Source organism: Pseudomonas sp. Pseusp10, from assembly GCF_059492225.1.
The window spans coordinates 2,984,017-3,002,756 of sequence record NZ_CP168528.1; the positions used below are offsets into that span (position 1 = coordinate 2,984,017).

Here is an 18,740-nt window from a genome sequence, read left to right on the forward strand (position 1 = left end):
GGGCGTTCACTGCAACACCGGGCCTTGCCTCAGGCAGGACAGCATGCAGCCGGGGTTCTCGACTTCCTGGTTCACGTACACGCCACGCTCCGGATCGTAGGAGCGGATAAACACCCGAACAGTGGCGTCGGCCACGGTCGGCAGGCGCGAGTCGTAGAACACGTGCTCGCTTGAAACCGGAATGAATTCCCCGGGCGCGGTCGGGATGTACGAACCTGGCGGCACAATGCTGATGGACGGTGGTACGGGGTGGGCGAAGGGTTGGTCGGCGCCGTAATAGTTGAATTCACTGCTGTAGTCAGTGGTGTTTGGAAAGTCGTCGGCGTGGGCGATAGCGGTCGCGCTCAGGCAGAAGGCGAGCAAAAACGTCAGGTTGGTTTTGTTCATGGCAACACCTGCGAAATCGGTTTAATCGCATTCCCCAAGGTCATTAACTATAGCTGCCGCCGTGGGCAGCCGTCGGCGCTGTGCGGATTACAAGTTCGCAACACGTGCCAGGATGAGGTTGATCTAGACTCCGGCCGGTCAAATCGACGACCTGAACCCTGGAGCGAGCAATGGAACTGCCGACAAACGTACAAGCCATCGCCAGTAACCGCGATGCCTGGAATGACTCCGCCCGTCACCACAAAGACTCCTGCGAATGGCAAGCCTTGTTGAAAGACGTGGCGCACGCGGATTTTTCCTGCCTGGATGACACCCTGACCGCGTTGCTGACCCGGACAGGTGTCGACGGCAAGGCGGTGGTGCAACTGGGCTGCAACAACGGCCGTGAAAGTCTGTCGCTGTTTGCCCTGGGCGCGCGAAGCGTGGTGGGTGTCGACCAGTCCGGCGCGTTTCTCGAACAGGCACGGGAACTGGCGTCCCGCTCACCCCATGCACCGCAATTCATCGAAGCGGACATTCACCACTTGCCGGCTCAATTGGAGGATCGCTTTGACCTGGCGCTGATTACCATCGGCGTCTTGAACTGGATGCCGGACATCGGCGAATTCTTCCGCCATGTGGCGCGCACGCTGAAGCCGGGTGGTGCGCTGGTGGTGTACGAAACCCACCCGTTCCTGGAAATGTTCGACCCCGAGGCAGCCGATCCTTTTCATCTGGCCAGTTCATACTTCCGTCGCGAACCGTTCGTGCAGCATGAACCGATCGTCTACGAAGGCAGGGTCGAACAGCCGTCGGCGGCGTCCTACTGGTTCGTCCACACCCTGGGCGAGCTCTTCAGCGCCGCCATTGCGGCAGGGCTGCAGATCCGTCACTTCAAGGAATACCCGCATTCCAACCGCGAAGAACTCTATGACCGCTATCAGCAGCAGGTGGCGCAGTTGCCGTTGTATTTTACGTGGGTGGTGGTGAAGAGCTGAGTGACGTGTAGCTCGGACTGACGCCATCGCGAACAGGCTCGCGATGGCGGCCTGTCTTTTTGTTGGCTGTGTACATATCCGTTTTTTTGGTAACGGCGGCTGATGGTTTCGCCCTTACGGCGAGTCCCTTTCAAGGTCTTAGGTAAAATCCCCCGAAATTTCAGTCAGGGATACCCGAAAGATGTGGGCCGATGTTCTAGCTCGATTCGAAAAAAAAGCACCTGCCAGCGTCATGGCCAAATTGGCGCTGGAGCAGGCTATTGCCCCTGAGTGGGTCGATCAGGTTTTCGAAGAACATCGGCAACGGCAGTATTCTCGTGAACTATTGTTCTCGACCATCATCAAGCTGATGTCCCTTGTTTCATTAGGCTTGAAGCCATCCCTGCACGCCGCCGCACGGCAACTGGAAGATCTTCCTGTCAGCTTGGCAGCCCTTTACGACAAGATCAGTCGTACCGAGCCTGCGCTGTTGCGCGCCTTGGTCACGGGCTGTGCACAACGCCTGACGCCAACCATCAAGGATCTGGGTTGCACGACGATGCTGCCGGGGTGGCAGGTTCGGGTAGTGGACGGTAATCACTTGGCCTCCACTGAGAAGCGTCTGGGGGCTTTACGCCACGAGCGCGGCGCCGCTCGTCCCGGTTTTTCGGTGGTTGTCTACGACCCCGACCTGGATCAGGTCATCGACCTTCAGGCGTGTGAGGATGCCTATGCAAGCGAGCGTGTTTGTGTGCTGCCTCTATTGGCCGATGCCGAACCGGGCCAGGTGTGGCTGGCTGATCGACTCTACTGCACGCTGCCGGTCATGGCAGCGTGTGAGCAGGTCCAAACCTCCTTTGTGATTCGTCAGCAAGCCAAGCACCCGCGCTTGATTCAAGAGGGTGAGTGGCAAGCGCCCGTACCTGTGGAAACAGGCACTGTCCGTGAGCAGATCATCCAAGTCAGAGGCGGTTACCAATGTCGGCGCGTCGAACTGACACTTCATTCGCCAACGGACTCGGGTGACAGCAGCTTGATGTTCTGGAGCAACCTGCCTGAAAGCATCAGTGCGCAGCAGATCGCGGAACTCTATCGCCGTCGCTGGAGCATTGAAGGCATGTTCCAGCGGCTGGAAGCGATCCTGGAAAGTGAAATCGAAACCCTTGGCAGCCCGAAGGCTGCCTTGCTCGGATTCACCACGGCGGTATTGGCCTACAACGTCCTGGCCGTACTCAAACGAAGCGTCGAGCAAGCCCATCGGGATACTCAGCCTGAAGGTTGGGAGGCCTCGACCTACCATTTGGCGGTCCAGATCCGAAGTGGTTATGAAGGCCTGCAGATTGCGCTGCCCTCGGAACATCTTCCCGTTATCCCTGCGGAAAAACTGGCCCAGCGTTTGTTGGAACTGGCCAAAAACATCCAGCCAAAACAAGTTGCGAAAAGTCCCCGTGGCCCCAAGGTGCCCAAGCCCAAGACATGGGTCCAAGGCACCGCGGTGCATGCGCATGTTTCAACGGACCGGGCAATCAAGGCCGCCAAAACGAAAAGACCTTGAAAGGGATGGCCCTTACGGCGAGTCCCTTTGGCAAACGCCGGAGTGCCGGCCCAGCCCAAAGGAACCAAAGGTCTCGCCCCTTGCGTACGGCCCCTCGCTTAGGCTCGGGGTTCCTTCGCTCCGGCATTCATCCGGGGGCATCGCCTCCGGTCGGCTTCGCTCGACCTCCTCTCGATGTGTTCGGCTGCGCCGAACGGCGCTGCGCACCCCCCCCCGGATGAACGCCGGAACGAGGCCTCCCGAGGGGGCGGGTGGATCAAGATCAAAAGCTGCAGGCGAGCTAACGCTCGGCCTGTTGAGTGGTGAAGAGCGTGGGTGTATGCCGCTCTGCCTTTGCTTTGCTCTTCTTTGCTCTTCTGTGGGAGCGAGCTTGCTCGCGATGGACGTCAACGATAACGCGTGCTGCCTGAATGCCTGCGTTGTCCTGGCGTTTTTCGCGAGCAAGCTCGCTCCTACAGGCTCTTCCAAGTAACCCGCCGTAAGGGCGGACCCCTAAGTGGCCGTTACCGCAAAAACGGATATGTACACCATCAAAACAGATACACCTGACACACAACCATAGAATCTCCCACAGGGATTGCGGGTTACTCCAGAGCGGTCTGGGCACGGTGAGGCGTGGCGTCGCCAGCAGCGGAATAGGCCACCCTCGGCACACCCGGCAAGCGCCGTTCCAGCAGTGTACTCAAGGACTCTCCCGGTTCCAGGTAGGCATCGCCGAAGTCGGCGCCGAGCTGGTTCGGGTGGGCGACGATTTCCAGCAGGCCGTCGGGTGGCGGTTCGGCGTTGCGCAGATCCACCGGGGTGCACACGTAGTCGGCGGTGGCACCGGCCAGGTTGCTCAGGCGACGGTTGAGCAGGTCCTTGAACACGCGCTTGGGCAGGCTGAGGTTTTGCCCCAGATTGCGTGCCAGACGTACCGGCACCCCCTGGCGGGCGGCGAAGCGCGCGACGATCTCGCCGATCGGCCAGATGTTGTGCACATGTTGATGGGAGTCCAGGTGGCTGGGGTGCAGGCCGTTGTCCAGGCAGCGCTGCCACTGGGCTTCGAGTTCTTCGAGTACGGCGTGGCGATCCCGGCGCCCGAGCCAGAGGCGGGTGCGGGACAGGTTGAGGTCGAATACGCCGGTACCGTCGCAAAACGTCGGGCGTTGCACAATGCTCTGGCTCAACGGACGACCGTAGGTCAGGTTGAAGTGCAGGCCGATGCGGCCTTCGAGCAATGGATGCCGGGCCAGGGCACAGGCCGCTTCGAACGCCGGCATGTTGGCCATGGCGGTGGCGGAGCTGATGAGCCCGGCCTGGAACGCGCCCAGGATCACCGCGTTTTCGCAGGCACTGAGGCCGAAATCGTCAGCGTTGACTATCACTTGCCGAGGCATGTTTACCCTCCTTGAGGTTTTCCGCAGGCGCTTTGACTGTAGTCGTTGCGACGGGCGCGCCATCCCTGAAACCGAAGCCATCCCTCGACGTCCGCCCCGTGACAAGCGCTGTCAGGTTTTTGGACACTCAACCCACTCATCATTTGTAGCTGGAAACCGGGGGGACGCAAAAACCAAAAGCACCTGTGGCGCACGAGCGTGGTTTTTTATTGGCTTCGCCGGGTTCGATACAAGCCCGGCGCGCACTCCAGCCATCGCAGGCACGCACGGTTGAAGCTTTGCACATCGCTGTAGCCCAGGCGGTCGGAAATCTCCACCAGCTCCAGGTCTGTCCCCTGCAAAAAGTCTTCGGCCCGGTAGCGGCGGTATTCGTCGAGCAACTCTGAAAAGCTCCAGCCCAACGCCTTCAAGCGTCGTGCTGCGGTGCGCTCGAGCAAATGCTGGGTGGTGCAGAATTGCTTCCAGTTGGCCTCGGCGAGGTCGACGATCAAATGGTCGCAGACTTGCTCCAGCAAGGTCGGCTCGCTGTTGCGTCGGGTCTGCTCCAGCAACTCGACCAGCGTGTGTTCCAGTTCATGATTGCCCGGCGTCAACGGGATGACGAACAGTTGCGGATCGAGGCGGATCGAGTGCTGCGCCTGGCCCCATTGCACCGGTGCGCGGAAGGCTTGTTCATGTTCCTGCGGGTTGGCCGTGCAAGCACCGACCAGGCCAACGTCGAGAATCGGATCACGTTCCAGGCCACTGGCGAGGAATTTGCGCCGTAACATGCTGCACAGGCTGATGAGGATGTAATCGGCGGTCGCTGCACTGGCTTTTACGCTACCGCAGTCGAACAGGCACAGTTCGATGCGGTCTGCGCCGCGCACGATCTGCGCCCGGAAGTGCCCGTTGAAAAACGGAAAGAAGTGCACGAAATACTGGCAGGCGCTGTCCAGCGAGGCGGCCACGTCGAACAGGTACGTCAGGCCGTTGGTGGCGGTAGAAACGAAACGCCGACCGGCCGCCAGGCCGATCAGCGGGTCGCCGCTCTGTTCCAGGGCAAACGCCCAGAAGCGCCGCGACATGAATAGAGGAATGCGCATGAATGGCGTGCGCAACTCGAACAGGCTGCGACGAAACAGGCCTTCGATGCTGTCCCGGGACACACCGCGGGCCAGCAACTCTTCGATGGCCGGCAACAGGGTCGGCGCGTAGAACGCATTGGGGGTTGATCGGTCGTGCAGTGGCTGATCGCTTTTTGTCATGTAGGGCTCACAGCTTGTCCCGGAACACTGGTTAGGCTGCCCGACGTTAAGCGATTTGCCGGAGCAAGACCATGCTTGATTTACGCCAGCTCGATTTGAACCTGTTGCTCGCCTTCGATGCGATTTACCAGCAGCGCAGCGTCACCCGTGCCGCCGAGGTGATGTGCCTGTCGCAACCGGCCATGAGCAATGCATTGCGTCGCCTGCGCGAATTGTGCGGCGATCCGCTGTTCATCAAGAGTCGCCTGGGCGTGACGCCGACACTGGTCGCCCATCGTCTGGCCGACTACGTGCGTGCAGCGCTCGAGTCGTTGCGCGATGGCTTGCGCTTGATTCCCGCCGCGCGGCAGAACAATCCGCTGCTGCGCATCAGTTGTCTGGATTGCCTGCAACCGGTGTTGCTCGATGCCTTGCTCGAATCGCCCCACGCCGATTGGCAGGTACGTTACTTTCAGCCCCGGCGCCGTGATGCCTTGCAGGACCTGGCCAGCGGCAAGCTGGATATCCTGATCGACCTCGACCAGCCGCTGGCCGGGCTTGCCGGCCTGTACAAACAGTCATTGCCCGCCGACCATTACGTGTTCGCCTATGGAGCCGCACTCAAGGAACCGCCGCGGACTCTGCAGGACTATCTGGAACAGCCGCAGATTCAGGTGTCGAGCCGCCGCGACGGGCTCAGCCCGGTGGACTTGCAACTCGGTTTGAAAGGCCTGCGCCGCCATGTGGCGATGAGCACCCAAAGCACCCTGGCCGCGAAGCTGATCGCCGACCGCCAGCCGTTCGGCATCAGCCTGCCAAGCCGGGTCGCCAGTGTGCTGGGCCTGCAACACGTGCCGCTGCCTCTGGACGAACCGGTGGAGTTGAAACTGGCGCTGTACATCGAGTCGCGCTATCGCTTCGAGCGCAGCCGCGAGGAGGCGATGCACTGCCTGCTACGCGCCCTCGGTGAGCCCCGGGCGTTGCAGTCGTTCGCCCGGCGCGCGTGATTTGAATGTGACGCCAAACCCTCTGTAGGAGCGAGCTTGCTCGCGATGGAGTGTCATTCACCGCTGTGTCGACTGATACACCATCGCGAGCAAGCTCGCTCCTACAGGGATTTGTGCGTTTTCAGCAGGACTAATTCGATGCCAGCAAGCGCCGGTCAACCGTCAGCACCGCCTCAACCATCGCCAGCGCGGCCGGTGTCAGGGAGTGGCCGGCGCGGCTGACGATGCCATAGTGCAGTTGCAGGCCGGGATCCTCCTTGGGCACATCGGCAAATTCCAGCAGGCGGATCTGGCCCTGATCGACCAGTTCGGCGAGGGCCTCCACGGTGGCGATGCCGATCGCATCGGAGCGCATGACCACGCGGCGGATGGCATCGAATTGCGCGCACTCAACGCTCGGGTTGAAGTCTGCCTCGCCCTGCACGTCGGCGAGGATCTTGCGGATCATCGGCGGTATCCGCGTGCCGACCACCGCGTAGTCGAGCAGGGCGCGCAGGGACAGGTTTTCGCGCATGGCCAGTGGATGACCGATGCGGCAAAAGAACCGTCCGCTGCGCGGGCGCAGCAGTTGCACTTGATATTGCGGGTCGCCGGTGAAGTAGCGTGCGTCGGCCACCAGAAATTCGATTTGCTGTTCCCGCAGCCACAGCGCCAATTGTTCCCAGTCACCTTGATGAAAACTGATGCGGATCGCCGGATGAGCCTGAATGAATTCCGCCAATGCCTCGGGCACCAGTAACTGGGCCGGATAGGGGCCGCAGCCGAAGCGCAACTCGCCACCGGTCAGGCCGTTGTATTGCGTCAGTTCGTTGTGCAAGGCCTGGCTGCCGGCGAGCAGGCGTCGGGCATGTTGCAGCACCAGTTCACCCTGGCCGGTCAGGCGGAATTCGCGGCTGCTGCGCTCCACCAGCACGCAGTCGAGATCACGTTCCAGGGTCTGGATGCTGCGACTGAAGGCGGGTTGGCTGAGGTTGATGGCCTCGGCGGCACGGCCGAAATTGCGGTAATCGGCCAGGGCGACAAGGTGGCGGAGTTGGCGTAGGTCCATCATGCGTCTCCTGCATTTGGCGGATACTTTTAATGCATTGGATCGATAGCACAGAGGCTGGCATAAGTACACGCCTGTCTTCTCGCCGTAACGTGCCATGACCAGCCAACCGTTCATTTCCAGCGCCTTCACCCGCACCATTCTCAGCCATGCCCGGCAGTCCGGACTGTGCCAGGAGCAATTGCTGCAACGGGCCGGCATCTGCCTGTCGTTGCTCGAAAGTCAGGACCTGCAGGTGCCCGCGCACCTGGTCGAACGCTTGTGGAACGAATGCGAGCGTGCGGGCGCAGGGGTGTCGTTTGGCTGCGAACTGGTCAACGGCATGGCGACCTCCACGTTGCGGGGGTTGAACATTCTGCTGGACTCCGCTGCGACCCTGCGCGCGAGCCTGGCGTGTTTCACCGATTTTCTGCCACGGGTGACCAACTACGTGGTGGCGGAACTGGAGGAGGGTGGTGGGCAGGCTCGCTTGCACTTGCGCAGTGCCGATCAACAGCCGCATTTTTTCGGTCTCGATGCGGCGACGCTGACGTTGGTGCGCAACATCGCCCGACGCCTGGGGCGTGCCCCGGCCGAGGTGTTCGTCGCCGTCCGCCTGACTCCACAACAAGCGGCCGGGCAGTGGTTGCGCAGTGTTGGTATCGAGGTGCTGGAGGGGACACATCCGTGTCTGAGCCTGGCAGCGACTAGTCTCGATGAACCATTGCTGGGGGCTAATGCGTTTTTGCATCAGAGCATGTTGCGGCACTGGCAGACCGCTGCGGCGCAACACACCCGTAGCGACAGTCTGGAGCTGGCACGGCACTGGTTGACGGCGGGGGATCAGCCGATTGAGCGGATTGCCGAGAGGCTGGGGTATCGGCAGCCGAGTAATTTCATTCGGGCGTTCCGCAAGCAGTTCGGGATTACGCCTAAGCAGTTTCGCCTTGGTTTGTAGATCAGGGGAGCGGGCTTTGGTGATGGAGTACATAGCGCGCCCACCCCCGGATGAACGCCGGAACGAGGCCTCCCGAGGGGGCGGAGCTAACGCTCGGCCTAATGAGTGGTGTAGAGCGAAGGTGTACGACGATCTGCTTTTGCTTTTCTGTGGGAGCGGGCTTGCTCGCGAATGCGGTTGATCATTCAACATCTCTGTTGGCTGACACTCCGCTTTCGCGAGCAAGCCCGCTCCCACAAGTAGCCGTTACCGCAGCAACGAATATGTACATCTTCAAAACATAAACCACCTGCCACGCAGCCCCCCCCCGATGATTATTTTTTGTCGGCCATCGCTTGCGTGTCTCGCTCGATAGTTGGGCACCGTGTCCGGGCTGAGCAAACCAGACCGGAGCCTAATAATGATAAAAAAACGTTCGGCCACAGCCGGAGTCCGCCAACGACTGCACCGGCTTGGCCATACCCGCCCGCAACCTCTTGCACTGGCGATTCTTGCTGTACTCTCGGGGCCGACCTACGCCACCACATTTGACCTCAACGAAGACTGGAGCCTGTCGACCAAGACCAGCCTGAGCCTGGGCAGCAGCTGGTCGACGCAAAACCCCGACAAAAGCCTGATGACCCGCGCCAATGCCTTGCAGGCCCAGGGCGTGGATGCCAATGGCAGCAGCGTCAGCGCCGACGATAACCGGCTCAACTTCGAGAGGGGCGACCCCATCTCGCAGCTCTTCAAGGGCCTTACCGATTTCAGTCTCGATGGCCAGGGCCAGGGCGCGTTCATTCGTTTCAAATACTGGTACGACCACGCCTATGAAACCGGTAACGGCCGTTTCAAGGATTTCGATGATTCGGGCTGGGATGACCTGGCCAGGTTCAAGGGCTTCGAGGTGCTCGATGCCTACGTCTGGAAAGACTTCCAGGTGGCCGAGCATCCGCTGAGCGTGAAGGTCGGCAACCAGGTGTTGTCCTGGGGTGAATCGCTGCTGATCCAGAACGGCATCAACGTGATCAACCCGCTGGACATCTCGGCGTTCAACCGCCCCGGTGTGGAAATCAAGGAAGGCCAGTTGCCGGTGGAGATGGTCTCCTTCAGCTTTGGCCTGACCGACACCACCAACCTCGAAGGTTTCTATCAGTACAACTGGCGCCCCAGCGTCCTCGACGGTTGCGGCACCTTTTTTGCCAGCAGCGATGTGATCCAGCCGGGTTGCGGGCCGCTGTTTCTGAGTCAGGTACAGACCGATCAACAGATGCAGGCTGCGGGTTTGTTCGCCACGTCCCGGGGCAACGAGTCGCCGTCCGACTATGGCCAGTTCGGCTTTGCCCTGCGCCAGATGATCCCGGCGCTGAACGATGCCGAAGCGGCGATCTACTACATCAACTATCACTCGCGGTTGCCGTATTTCACCATTAATGCCAGGAACACCGCCTTGCCCGGCACCTTTCCCGGTGGCATCCAGGGGCCGAGCTATGCGGCGGCCTTCCCTGAAAATATTCACCTGTATGGCATCAGCCTCAATGGCGTTGAACCTGTCAGCGGGATTTCCCTGGCCGGTGAGTTGAGCTACCGACCGAACATGCCGCTGGCGATCAACGCGCCCGACGTCAACGTCGCCGTGATTTCCGGGGCGGGGGGCAGTTCCTGGGTGCAGTTGCCGCCCGGTTTCAGCACCACCAATGGCAGCCCGTTCGATGCGTGGGAGCGCAAAGGCGTCTGGCAGGCAACCGGTTCGGCGACCCAGGCCTTCGACAACATATTGGGCGCCACACGCCTGAGTCTGTTCGGCGAAGCCGGCGTGGTGCACATCGACGATCTCGGGGACGAGCGCCTGGGCCGTAACGCCGCGTTCGGCCGCAGCGCTCCGCGCGACGGCACGCCGTGCAACACGGTGGCTTCCGGTGTGACCAACCAATACTGCACCGACAAGGGCTTTGCCACCGAGTGGTCGTGGGGTTATCGCCTGCGCGCCAGCCTCGAATACAGCGACGTATTGCCAGGCATCAACCTGATTCCGGCCGTCAACTGGCGGCATGACGTCGAGGGTTATTCCTACGATCCGCAAGGGCCGTTCCAGGAAGGCCAGCAAGCGCTGGGCGTGAGCCTGACCGGCGTCTACATGAACGATTACAGCGTGGAACTGGCCTACAACGCGTTCTTCGGTTCCAACGACTACAGCACCCTCGACGACCGCGATTTCGCATCCGTCAGCCTCAAGGCAGACTTCTAAGGAGAACCGTTATGCGTATGCAATTGTGCGTGCTGGCCCTGGCCTGCACCGTCGGCCTGGCTCAGGCCAAAGGCACCGATTCGGCGGCACTGGGCAAGACCTTGACCCCCATGGGCTCGGAAATGGCAGCCAATGCCGATGGCAGCATTCCGGCCTGGACCGGAGGGCTTGCCGCCAACGCCGGTACCGTTGACAGCAAGGGTGGTTACAGCGATCCGTATGCCGCGGAGAAACCGTTGTTCACCATCACGGCGAAGAACGTCACGCAGTACGAGAGGTTTCTCAGCCCTGGGCAAGTCGCGTTGTTCAAGCGCTATCCCGACACTTACAAAATGAACATCTACCCGACCCATCGCAGCGCCAACCTGCCCAGGGACGTGCTGACGGCAAGCCGCGATAACGTCGCCAAAACCAGCATGGCCGACGGCGGTAACGGCCTGCATGACTACGCCCGGGGCATTCCGTTTCTGCTGCCCACCGAAGGCCTGGAGGTGATGTGGAACCACATGACCCGTTACCGGGGCGGCAGTTATGAGCGCATCAGCAGCTCGGCGTTGGTGCGTGAAAACGGCGCCACCAGCTATGTGCGCAACCAGTCGCTGATCAATTTTGCCGACACCGTCGGTGGGCTGGAGCCGGGCTCCAACATCCTGTTCATGTTCAAGAGCCGGGTGCTGGAACCGGCGCGTCTGTCCGGTGAGGCGGTGCTGGTGCACGAGCCGATCGACCAGGTCGCCGAACCGCGTTCGGCCTGGCAATACCTGCCGGGGCAACGTCGCGTGCGTCGCGCGCCGATGATCGCCTATGACAACAGCGCCCGTTACAGCAATGGCCTGATCACCGCCGATAACATCGACGGCTACAACGGCGCGCCGGACCGTTTCGACTGGAAACTGGTGGGCAAGCAAGAGCTGTTCATCCCTTACAACAGCTACAAGATCGGCAGCCGCGACCTCAAGTACGACGCGGTGATCAAGCCCAACCACGTCAACCAGGACCTGGCCCGGTATGAGAAGCACCGCGTGTGGGTGGTGGAGGCGACCCTCAAGCCCGGTGCGCGGCACATCTACGCCAAGCGCCGCTTTTATGTGGATGAGGACAGTTGGCAGATCGCCCAGTCGGACCAGTACGACAGTCGCGGTGAGCTATGGCGCAGCGGTGAACTGCACGCGATTCAACAGTACGACCACGGCTTCACCTACAACGTGCTGGAAACCTCCTATGACCTGATCTCCGGACGCTACTACGCCGGCGGCCTGGCCAACGAAGAGACCGAACCGATGCGCGTGGGCTTCGCCGCCAAGACCGACGACTACACCCCGTCGGACCTGCGGCGCTGGGCCAAGTAACCCGTATTGCATTTCCACCACAAGTCCCTGTGGGAGCGGGCTTGCCCGCGATAGCGGTGTGTCAGACAACATCAATGTTGGATGTACCGACCTCTTCGCGGGCGAGCCCGCTCCCACAGGGGGGCGGTGAATCGTTGATTCCACAAAGGAGATCTACCGTGCGCTACTGGATATCCGCTCTTGCCCTGGGCGCAAGCCTGGGCACCGTTCACGCAGCAACCCTCGATCAACCCAAGGCGAAGGCACTGGCCCAAGAGGCTTACGTGTTCGCCTACGCCACGGTCGAACACGACAAAGTACTCAGTGCCATCGCCGCGAAGCTACCGTTCAACAAGCTCTATAGCGAACCGCGCCTGCTCAGCCCGCAGGACAACAAAGTCGTGTCGCCGAACAACGACACCTTCTATTCCCGGGCCTTGCTGGATTTACGCGGCGAACCGATGGTGCTGGACGTGCCGGCCGTGCAAGGTCGCTACTACAGTTTTCAACTGGTGGACATGCGCACCGACAACCTCGACTACATCGGCACCCGCGCCACGGGTGACCAGGCGGGGCGCTACCTGATTCTCGGGCCGGACTGGAAGGGGCCAGTGCCATCGGGTTTCAGCGCTGTGATTCGCTCGCCGAGTCGGCTGGTATTCCTGTTGGGGCGGACCGAAGTCAAAGGCGAAGCGGATCAGAAAGACGCCGCGCAAGTGCTGAAGGGCTACGCCTTGCAGCCGCTGTCCACAGTGAGTGGCGGCGCGGCACCTGAACCGTTGGCACCGCTGCAACTGCCAGCGTATGCGGACACCAGGCAAGGGCCGGCACAGGCGCTGTTCAACACGTTTAACGCGCTGGCACCCTTGCATCAATGGACCGCCAGCGAGCAAAAGAAACTGGCCCGTTTCGCCGCCATCGGCGTGAACCCGGGGACCGAATTTCAGGCCCCGGCGGACTTGAGCGAAGCCGTCGCCCAAGGTGCCGAAGCCGGCCGCGAGCAGGTGCGCGCAGCGTCGAGCCAGTTGTCAGTGGAGCAGCAGGGCTGGTTCCCGTCGCCTTCCAATGTTGGCAAGTTTGGTGACGACGACCTGACCCGTGCCGCGGTCGCCTGGCGTTACATCTACGCCAACGATGCGGTGGAAGCGCTGTACCCGATGGCACTGCACGATGCCGAGGGGCAGACGCTCGACGGTCGACACGCCTATCGCCTGCATTTCCCCGCCGGGCAATTGCCGCCGGTGAATGCGTTCTGGTCGCTGACCTTGTATGACGGCAAAACCCAGTTGCTCGCCGCCAACCCGATCCAGCGTTACGCGTTGGGCGATCGCAGCCCTGGTCTACAATACGATGCCGACGGCGGCTTGACCCTGATCCTGCAAGCCGATGCGCCCAAGGCTGCGCCGCAGGGCAACTGGCTGCCGACGCCGCAAGGTCCGTTCAACCTGCTGTTGCGCCTGTACCTGCCCAAGGGCGGGGCACTGGACGGGAGTTATCAGTTGCCGACGATTGCGAGGATCGAATCATGAACCTGATTTTCAGTCGCCGCCGGGTGCTGGGCGGCATGGGGGTATTGGGAGCAAGTCTGATGTTCCCACGCTGGTTGCTGGCCGCTGATTCCGATGACCTGCGGCAGATTGCCAAAGAGGCGTGGATTTACGCGTACCCCATGCTCATGCATTACCAGACCATGGAAAAACAGGCGCTCAACCCGGCCGCGCCAGAGTACGTTGGCGGCTTCAACCGCTTTCGTCATTACAGCGAGTTGTTTACCCCGAACAACCGCGACATCGTCACGCCGAACAACGACACGCCGTACTCCTGGGCCTGGCTCGACCTGCGCAGCGAGCCGCAAGTGTTGAGTGTGCCGGCCGTGCCTGACGACCGCTATTACGTGCTTCAACTGGTCGACCAGTACACCCATAACTTTGCCTATGTCGGCGTGCTCAGCACCGGTCGCGATGCGGGGAATTACCTGATCGCCGGACCCGACTGGCAAGGCCCGACACCTGACGGCGTCAAGGCCGTGCTGCGTAGTGAAACCGAAATCGTCATGGTGCTTGGGAGAACGGGCCTGAAAAACGCCGGGGACCTGCCAGCGGTGCGTGCCTTGCAGCAGCAATACGGTTTGCGTTCGTTGCATGAATACATCGGCAGTGCACCGCCTGTGGCTGCGCCGGCGATTGACTGGCACCCCTGGGATAGCAAGACCGGGTTGGGGCTGGAGTTTATCCCGGCGCTGAACCAGATCCTCAGCCTGTGTCCCACGCAACCGTCCGAACAAGCCTTGCGCGCACGCTTTGCACGCATCGGCATCGTGCCCGGCCAGGGTTTCGACCCGGCGACATTGCCGCAAGCAACGCACGAGGCACTGCTCGCCGGGATTCAAGACGCCGAGGCGCAGTTGCAAGTTGCGGTGAGCCAGGTACGTACCACCCTCGGTCTGTTCGGCACTCGCCAAGCGCTGAACGGCAATTACCTCAACCGCGCTGTTGCGGCGAATGTCGGCATCTACGGCAACAGCGTGGAAGAGGCCTTCTACACCGGCACTCGCCTGGATAATCAGGGGCAACCCTTGCAGGGCGGGCGAAGCTATCGCCTGCGTTTCGCACCGGGTCAATTGCCACCGGCCAGCGAGTTCTGGTCGCTGACGTTGTATGACTTGCCGGACCGGCAATTGGTGGCCAACCCGATCAATCGTTACTGCCTGAGCAGCCGGGATAGTTTGAAAGAGGATGCTGATGGTGGGTTGACGTTGATCCTGCAGAACGCCGCTCCGCCGGAGCAGAGCAACTGGTTGCCGACGCCGGCAAGCGGTGCGTTCACTCTGGTCCTGCGCCTGTATGGGCCTGGGCAGGAGGTGGTCAATCAGCGCTGGCACATGCCGGTGGTTGAAGTGGTGTCTGCCTGAGCCGCGCTCCTGCATTGGATTTGTGTCGTTCACACATGTTGTGGGCAACCCTGGATCCCTGTGGGAGCGGGCTTGCCCGCGAAAGCGGTGTGTCAGGCGGCGTGGATTTTTACGGGTGTACATATCCGTTTCTTCGGTACCGGCGGCTTATGGTTTCGCCCTTACGGCCCCTCGCTTAGGCTCGGGGTTCCTTCGCTCCGGCATTCATCCGGGGGCATCGCCTCCGGTCGGCTTCGCTCGACCTCCTCTCGATGCGTTCGGCTACGCCGAACGGCGCTGCGCGCCTACCCCCGGATGAACGCCGGAACGAGGCCTGCCGAGGGGGCGGGTGGATCAAGATCAAGAGCTGCAGGCGAGCTAACGCTCGGCCTGATGAGTGGTGAAGAGCATGGGTGTACGCAGCCCTGCCTTTGCTCTGCTCTTCTTTGCTCTTCTGTGGGAGCGAGCTTGCTCGCGATGGACGTCAACGATAACGCGTGCTGCCTGAATGCCCGCGTTGTCCTGGCGTTTTTCGCGAGCAAGCTCGCTCCTACAGGGAAACACATACGCATCAGAACCAGGCCGGCCAGCAGGCCGCCTCGTTTTGGCTTTGGCTTTGACTTTGGCTTTTGATCTTCTTGCCCCCTCGAGAGGCCGAGTGGAGGTTCTGCGTAGTGGGCAACCCGGCAAGGATGCCGGGTTAGCCGCCCCCGGCCATGGATGGCCGATGGCGGCGGGCCCACGGAGCAGGACCGGAGCGAGGGAATGCCGAGCCTTGGCGAGGCACCGAACGTCAGGGGCAAGAGCCCTTGGTTACTTGGGGCTTTTCCAAGTGACCTGCCGTAAGGGCGGAACCCTAAGTGGCCGTTACCGCAGAAATGGATATGTACACCCGTAAAAATCCATGCTGCCTACCACATAGCCATCGCGAGCAAGCTCGCTCCCACAAGGATCAGTGCTGTTCACAGCATGTGTGAACGACACAGAGCCAGTGTGGGAGCCTGCTCGCGAAAGCGGTTTCACGGCGTAACGATATTGAACTGCGGCGCAAACGTATCGAGGCTGGTCATCAGCTCCCCAAGCTTCTTGCCATTGCCTTGCAACTTGATCAGGCCTTTCTGGATCGCCGTCGGGATATCCAGTTGCTTGAGGCTGATCTGTTCCAGGGTGGCCTTGCTCATGGTTACGCTGGCATCCGCCTGGGCGTTGAGGCCGGCGCGGTGGGTCAGCACGCCATTGCGCAGGGTCAGGTTGAAGTCTTTGTTCAGGTCATCGAAAGTCCAGTTCAGGGTCAGGTCATGGCCTACGGCTTTTTCGCTGTCCAGGCGCACCGCCAGGAAGTCGAAGAACATCTGCGGGCTCATCGCCCGCACCATGTCCACCGACACCGAAGTGCCGGCTTGGGGTGGCACGCCGGTGCGCAGTTCCATGGCACCGGTCAGGTACATGTTGCGCCAGGTGGCGTTTTCGCTTTGATAACCCAGTTGCTCCAGCGCCTCGGCCTGGGCTTTGCGGGCATCGGCGTTGTCCGGGTTGGCGAACAGCAACTGATTGCCCAGTTGCGCGGCCCAGCGGTATTCACCCTTGGCCATTGCTGCCTGCATTTTCCCCAGTACTGCCGCTTCGCCGCCCATGGCTTCGACCGAGCGCTTCGCCGTTTCCACTGGCGGCAGAGGATTGAGGTTGGTCGGGTTGCCGTCATAGAAACCCATGTAGCGCTGATACACCGCACGGGTGTTGAAACTCAGTGAACCGTAGTAGCCACGGGTGTACCACTTCTGGTCCAGGTTGCCGGGCAGCTTCTTGATCGAGTCGGCGATTTCCAGCGGCGTCAGGCCCTGGTTCAGCAGGTGCAGGGTGCGGTCATTGAGGAAGGCGTACATGTCGCGCTGGTCGGCGAGGAACGTGCGGATGCGTTCGCCGCCCCAGGTCGGCCAGTTGTGCTGGGCGAACAGCACGTCGCTCTTGTCGCCGTACCGCGCCAGGCTACCGTCCAGGTATTCGGCCCAGGCCTTGGCGTCCCGCACTTGCGCGCCGCGCGGGGTGAGGATGTTGTGCATCATTTGCGTGGCGTTTTCCGCCATGCACAAGGCGCGTAATTGCGGCAGGTACAGGTTCATTTCCGCCGGCGCCTCGGTGCCCGGGGTCAACTGGAATTCCACGTCGAGGCCGGCGATGGTGCGGGTTTCCAGTTCCTTGTCGATCAGGTCGGTGGGCGGGATCAGGGTGACGGTGCCGCCGCTCGGCGTGCTCTTGCCCAGGCCGGCATCGACCTGGCCTTTTTCGCCACGGGGCAGCAGGCTGCCGAACTGGAACTGCGCGCGGCGGCTCATGGCGTTGCCGGCGTAGACGTTCTCGCTCATCACGTGTTCCATGAACCCGGCGGGGGCGAACACCTTGACCTTGCCGGCCTTGACGTCGGCCTCGTCGATGACCCCACGCACGCCACCGAAGTGGTCGACGTGGGTGTGGCTGTAGATAACCGCCACCACCGGTTTGTGCGGACGATTCTGGTAGTACAGTTCCAGTGCAGCTTTGGCGGTTTCGGCCATGGTCAACGGGTCGATGATGATCAGCCCGTCGTCGCCTTCGATGATGGTCATGTTCGCCAGATCGAGGCCGCGCACCTGATACAGCCGAGGGCTGACTTCGAACAATCCGGCATGGGCGCTGAGTTGGGCCAGACGCCAGAGGCTCGGGTTGACCGACTCCGGGGCCTGGTCTTTGGCGAGGAAGTCATAGGCCTGGATGTCCCAGATGACCTTGCCCGAGGCGTCCTTGACCTGGCCCTTGAAGGGCGCGATCAGCCCCTTGGTGACCGACTCGTAGTCGGTGCGGTCGGTGAAGGGCAGTTGTTGCAGCACGGCGGCGTTACTGGCCGTGGTTTGCGGGCTGGCCGCGACCGGTGCATCGGCGGCTACCACCGGTTGCGCAAGGCAGGCAGTGATCAGGCAAGCAAGCAGGCCACGAGGGCTCAAGGTGAAACGAGGCATGGCGTCTCCGTTTTTTATCGTTATGGTTAGACCAGCTTCGAGGGTAGGGCGGGGCACGGGCAGGGCGATCATCAGCAGCGGACAAAAAACATTCAGGGCCGCTATCCTTGAGCCACGCATATCCAGCAGGTTGACCCATGCTTGAAGTCCATGGCGTTTTCAAAAGCTACGCCACACCGCAGGGGCCGCTGCCGGTGCTGCAAGGCGTCGACCTGACGCTAAAGCCCGGCAGCAGCCTGGCGCTGATGGGCGAGTCGGGCAGTGGCAAAAGCACCTTGCTGCACCTGATCGCCGGGCTGGACAAGGTCGATCGCGGCAGCATCCGCAGTGGCGAGCATTGCCTGGAACGGATGAATGAAGGCCAACTGGCGAACTGGCGCCGTACGGAAATCGGCCTGGTATTCCAGCAATTCAACCTGATCGGCAGCCTGCGGGTCGAAGACAATCTGGCGATTCAGGCACGCCTGGCGGGGCGCCATGACCCACGCTGGCAGGCGCATCTGGTGCGGCGCCTGGGCTTGGGTGAGCTGCTGCGGCGTTACCCGGAGCAACTGTCCGGCGGCCAGCAGCAACGGGTTGCGCTGGGTCGGGCGTTGGCGTCGCGCCCGCCATTGCTGCTGGCCGACGAGCCCACCGGCAGCCTCGATGAAACCACCGGCGCCGAGGTGTTGCAGTTGCTGCTCGAATTGCTCGACGACAGCCCCACCAGCCTGTTGATGGTCACCCACAGTCCCGGCGTGGCCGCACGGCTGGCGGAAAAAGCGCTGCTGTGCGGTGGTCGCCTGGCCGGTGTGGGCGAGCGCTGAC

Annotated in this window: 14 protein-coding genes; 9 read left to right on the plus strand and 5 right to left on the minus strand. The window is 61.6% G+C overall.

Features of this window, described 5'->3' with window-relative positions; genetic code table 11:
* Window positions 1–6 precede the first annotated feature (6 nt).
* Window positions 7–387, minus strand: a complete 381-nt coding sequence (locus ACEN8Z_RS13465) for a hypothetical protein (protein ID WP_495597955.1) — start codon at window positions 385–387, stop codon at window positions 7–9.
* Window positions 388–557: 170 nt separating this feature from the next.
* On the opposite strand from ACEN8Z_RS13465, the gene ACEN8Z_RS13470 reads away from it, so the two are divergent.
* Together ACEN8Z_RS13470 and ACEN8Z_RS13475 are read left to right on the plus strand one after the other, a co-directional pair.
* On the plus strand, window positions 558–1,364 hold the full coding sequence (locus tag ACEN8Z_RS13470; RefSeq protein ID WP_495597956.1) for a class I SAM-dependent methyltransferase: 807 nt from the start codon (window positions 558–560) through the stop codon (window positions 1,362–1,364).
* 232 nt (window positions 1,365–1,596) lie between these two features.
* Window positions 1,597–2,898 (plus strand): IS4 family transposase, encoded by a 1,302-nt coding sequence (locus ACEN8Z_RS13475; protein WP_495597711.1) that lies wholly within the window; start codon window positions 1,597–1,599, stop codon window positions 2,896–2,898.
* Window positions 2,899–3,482: 584 nt separating this feature from the next.
* Here the strand turns inward: ACEN8Z_RS13475 and ACEN8Z_RS13480 are convergent.
* Window positions 3,483–4,277: a ChbG/HpnK family deacetylase gene (locus ACEN8Z_RS13480; protein ID WP_495597957.1), complete on the minus strand. Its 795-nt coding sequence runs from the start codon at window positions 4,275–4,277 to the stop codon at window positions 3,483–3,485.
* A 206-nt stretch (window positions 4,278–4,483) separates the two neighbouring features.
* Window positions 4,484–5,524: an AraC family transcriptional regulator ligand-binding domain-containing protein gene (locus tag ACEN8Z_RS13485; RefSeq protein WP_495597958.1), complete on the minus strand. Its 1,041-nt coding sequence runs from the start codon at window positions 5,522–5,524 to the stop codon at window positions 4,484–4,486.
* 71 nt (window positions 5,525–5,595) lie between these two features.
* Here ACEN8Z_RS13485 and ACEN8Z_RS13490 point away from each other — a divergent pair, with 71 nt between their 5' ends.
* Window positions 5,596–6,510 carry a LysR family transcriptional regulator gene (locus tag ACEN8Z_RS13490; RefSeq protein WP_495597959.1) on the plus strand — a complete coding sequence of 305 codons (915 nt, stop codon included), beginning with the start codon at window positions 5,596–5,598 and terminating at the stop codon, window positions 6,508–6,510.
* 130 nt (window positions 6,511–6,640) lie between these two features.
* Here ACEN8Z_RS13490 and ACEN8Z_RS13495 read toward each other — a convergent pair whose 3' ends face one another.
* The gene (locus tag ACEN8Z_RS13495; RefSeq protein WP_495597960.1) at window positions 6,641–7,561 is read right to left on the minus strand and encodes a LysR family transcriptional regulator; all 921 of its coding nucleotides are present in this window, start codon (window positions 7,559–7,561) and stop codon (window positions 6,641–6,643) included.
* A gap of 94 nt (window positions 7,562–7,655) precedes the next feature.
* Between ACEN8Z_RS13495 and ACEN8Z_RS13500 the strand changes: the two genes are divergently transcribed.
* From ACEN8Z_RS13500 to ACEN8Z_RS13520, 5 genes are all read left to right on the plus strand, one after another.
* A complete protein-coding gene (locus ACEN8Z_RS13500) occupies window positions 7,656–8,495 on the plus strand; it encodes an AraC family transcriptional regulator (RefSeq protein ID WP_495597961.1) in 840 nt (279 codons plus the stop codon).
* 400 nt (window positions 8,496–8,895) lie between these two features.
* Window positions 8,896–10,722 (plus strand): DUF1302 domain-containing protein, encoded by a 1,827-nt coding sequence (locus tag ACEN8Z_RS13505; RefSeq protein WP_495597962.1) that lies wholly within the window; start codon window positions 8,896–8,898, stop codon window positions 10,720–10,722.
* 11 nt (window positions 10,723–10,733) lie between these two features.
* Window positions 10,734–12,071, plus strand: a complete 1,338-nt coding sequence (locus ACEN8Z_RS13510; protein WP_495597963.1) for a DUF1329 domain-containing protein — start codon at window positions 10,734–10,736, stop codon at window positions 12,069–12,071.
* A gap of 158 nt (window positions 12,072–12,229) precedes the next feature.
* Window positions 12,230–13,579, plus strand: coding sequence for a DUF1254 domain-containing protein (locus tag ACEN8Z_RS13515; protein ID WP_495597964.1), 1,350 nt, complete (start codon window positions 12,230–12,232; stop codon window positions 13,577–13,579).
* On the plus strand, window positions 13,576–14,961 hold the full coding sequence (locus ACEN8Z_RS13520) for a DUF1254 domain-containing protein (RefSeq protein ID WP_495597965.1): 1,386 nt from the start codon (window positions 13,576–13,578) through the stop codon (window positions 14,959–14,961). The genes ACEN8Z_RS13515 and ACEN8Z_RS13520 overlap by 4 nt, the downstream gene beginning before the upstream one ends.
* A 998-nt stretch (window positions 14,962–15,959) precedes the next feature.
* On the opposite strand, the gene ACEN8Z_RS13525 is transcribed toward ACEN8Z_RS13520, so the two are convergent.
* Complete coding sequence (locus ACEN8Z_RS13525) at window positions 15,960–17,933, minus strand: alkyl/aryl-sulfatase (protein WP_495597966.1); 1,974 nt, start codon at window positions 17,931–17,933, stop codon at window positions 15,960–15,962.
* A gap of 137 nt (window positions 17,934–18,070) precedes the next feature.
* Here ACEN8Z_RS13525 and ACEN8Z_RS13530 point away from each other — a divergent pair, with 137 nt between their 5' ends.
* Window positions 18,071–18,739 (plus strand): ABC transporter ATP-binding protein, encoded by a 669-nt coding sequence (locus tag ACEN8Z_RS13530; protein WP_007998320.1) that lies wholly within the window; start codon window positions 18,071–18,073, stop codon window positions 18,737–18,739.
* Window position 18,740 lies beyond the last annotated feature (1 nt).